This is a genomic window from Geomonas sp., assembly GCF_056994735.1.
Map to the genome: position 1 here is coordinate 1 of NZ_JBXKJL010000514.1, position 2734 is coordinate 2734.

The window sequence follows — 2734 nt, forward strand, 5'->3', positions numbered from 1 at the left end:
GAATTCGTCATTCCTTACACCTCCTGCGCTCGATCGGTTCGAGTTGGACCAGATTTGTTCAGAGCTTTAACTCGTCAGCTGAACGGGGTCAACAGCACGCATCAAGTCGAGAAAAGATTCACGGCCAGGGTTGCCGAGACCAAACTGGCCGATCGTGAGACTGGTGGCTGGGCGGAGGTAGAATCAAGAGGTGATTACCCAACAACCATGGGGCTGCATTCCGGCTGTTCTTTGCGATGGCCCTTATCGTCCTACAACCCCTGAATGGGGGACATCCTCTGGTCCTCGAAGTGGCTGGATCGGTAAGATGCCTTACAGATCCTTCCTTTTCCATTGGCAACAACCTTGCAGTTTTACCTTGCTAAACGCTGCTTTTCTTTTCATGATATAGAGGGTGCAGTCTCGTGCAAGCAGGTCGCCATGTCTGACTGGAAGAAAACGTCTTGCGTGCTCTGTTATCACAACTGCGGCTTGCAGGTGCAGACAGAGGGAAACAAAATCCTCAAGGTCCGCGCCGACAAAAACCATCCGAGAACCAAAGGCTACATGTGCAGGAAAGGCACAAGAATCGCCTTCTACCAGTCACACAAAGAAAGGCTGACTCATCCCTTAAACACCGATTTTCGCGCGACGAGAGACAGTGACCGGTGTCGGCGATGTTTTCTTACCTGACCGTGAAGAGCCGCGTCCATGCTGAATCGCCGCGAGGTTTTCTGGTTCCTGAGTGGGGAAGTTCTTATATTATGTGACGCTGTTTTCCTGGTTCATAAGTCCTTAAAACTCGCACTATGACTCAACCAATTAGCTGGCCCATCTTTTGGCATCCCTGTGGTTCTCGATAAAACCAGGAATCTATGTCTTTGACCCACCTTGGCTTTGCGATCTCTTCCTCGATGGCCATCGGTTTTAAGAAAAAATATATTGACATTTTGAGCGTCATAGAATATAAGACGATCCATGCGCGATGCGACCTTCTTCACCAACCCGATGCACGACTGGCAACGGCGCTACGAGGCCCTGCGCGCCTCCTTCGTCGAGCGCCTTGCCGCCAGTGTGGTCGCGGATCGCTTCGGCTACGCTCCCGGCTACGTTCATCTGCTCCGCCACCTGTTTGTTCAGGGCAAGATGGACTTCTCGGAGCCGGTGCCCGAAGGCAAGGTTGCCCGCCGGCGGGTCACTCTCGAGCTCAGGGCAAAGATCCGTGCCTGGCGAGAGCGGAGGCTTTCTGCTGGCGAGATCGCTCAGCTCCTCTCCGAGGAAGGGGTGGAAGTCTCCGTGCGGACCATTGAGCGGGTCCTGGCAGAGGAGGGCTTCCCGAGACTTCCCCGCCGCAGCCGGCTCAAGGTGGGACTCACCGTCAGGGGTGCCCGAGTGCCGGCGCGCTCGGAGCCCGTCACCATGGGGGATGTTGCTGGCAGTCGCTTCGAGTCTGAGACGGCCGGGGTCTTCCTCTTTGCCCCCTTCCTGGAGAAGCTTGGCATTGAGGAGATCGTGCGAGCGGCAAGGTTGCCGGCGACGAAAACTATCCCGGCTCTCAACTACGTGCTCTCCTTTCTCGCGCTCAAACTCATTGGCACCGAACGCTATGCCCATGTGAGTGATCATGCCTTCGATGCCGGTCTCGGGCTTTTTGCCGGACTCAATGTGCTCCCCAAGTGTACGGCGATCTCGAGCTATTCCTACTCTCTGGACGAGGTCAACCTTGTGCGCCTCCAGAGGGCCTTTGTCAAGCAAGGCATGCGGCTCGGGCTCTACGATGGCAGGATCATCAACCTTGACTTCCATACCGTCCCGCACTACGGAGAGGAATCGGTGCTGGAAGAACACTGGGCCGCCACCCGGGGAAAGCGGATGAAAGGGGCACTGACTCTCTTTGCCCAGGACGCCTCCTCCAAGCTTATTCTCTACACCGCAGCCGACATCAAGCGGAGCGAATCCGACGAGCAAGCCCTCGCCTTCCTCTCCTTCTGGAAGACTATCCGCCGCGGGGTCGCCTCGACCCTCATCTTCGATTCCAAGTTCACCACCTACGCCAAGCTCTCCCAGCTCAACGACCAAGGTATCAAGTTCATCACCCTCAGGCGTCGGGGAAAGGAGTTGGTGGCGAACGTCGACAACCTTGCTCCTTGGCAGCGCATCCATGTCCCCCATGTCAAACGTAAATACCCCAACCCCGAGATCCATCACTCGCTCACCACGCTCCGTGGCTATGAGGGGGAGCTCCGGCAGATTGTCGTCCGCGGCAATGGCCGGGAAGAGCCGACCTTTCTCATCTCCAACGACTTTGACGCGCCGGCTGAGCTCATCGTCGGCAACTACGCCCGCAGGTGGCGCGTGGAGAATACCATCGCCGAGGCGGTCAAGTTCTTCCACCTCAATGCGCTCTCCTCTCCCATTTTGGTGAAAGTCCACTTCGACGTGATCATGACCATGATGGCCGACACCCTCTACAGCATGCTCGGCCAGAAACTACGCGGCTTCGAACACTGCGATGCCGCCAAGCTCTATCGGCATTTCGTCCGGGGAAAGGGAAGCCTCAAGGTGAGGGGAAATGAGGTGGCTTTAACCTACCCGCGTCGAGCTCATAACCCGATCCTCAGAGCGGTCCCTTGGCAACGGCTTCCCCAGTCACTCTCTTGGCTCGGTGGCGCCAAACTCACCTTCAAGTTCGAGTGAACGCCCTGCGTAAATCTTATATCGCTGTGACGGTTAAACGTGCGCGAAAATCGGTGTT

At 56.6% G+C, this 2734-nt stretch carries 3 protein-coding genes; all 3 read left to right on the forward strand.

What is annotated here, in order from left to right; all coding sequences use genetic code 11:
* On the forward strand, window positions 1-264 hold a 264-nt coding region (locus AC11W3_RS21570; RefSeq protein WP_484093750.1), incomplete at its 5' end, for a hypothetical protein.
* Window positions 265-420: 156 nt separating this feature from the next.
* Window positions 421-672, forward strand: coding sequence for a hypothetical protein (locus AC11W3_RS21575; protein WP_484093751.1), 252 nt, complete (start codon window positions 421-423; stop codon window positions 670-672).
* 285 nt (window positions 673-957) lie between these two features.
* On the forward strand, window positions 958-2676 hold the full coding sequence (locus AC11W3_RS21580) for a transposase (protein ID WP_484093752.1): 1719 nt from the start codon (window positions 958-960) through the stop codon (window positions 2674-2676).
* Window positions 2677-2734 lie beyond the last annotated feature (58 nt).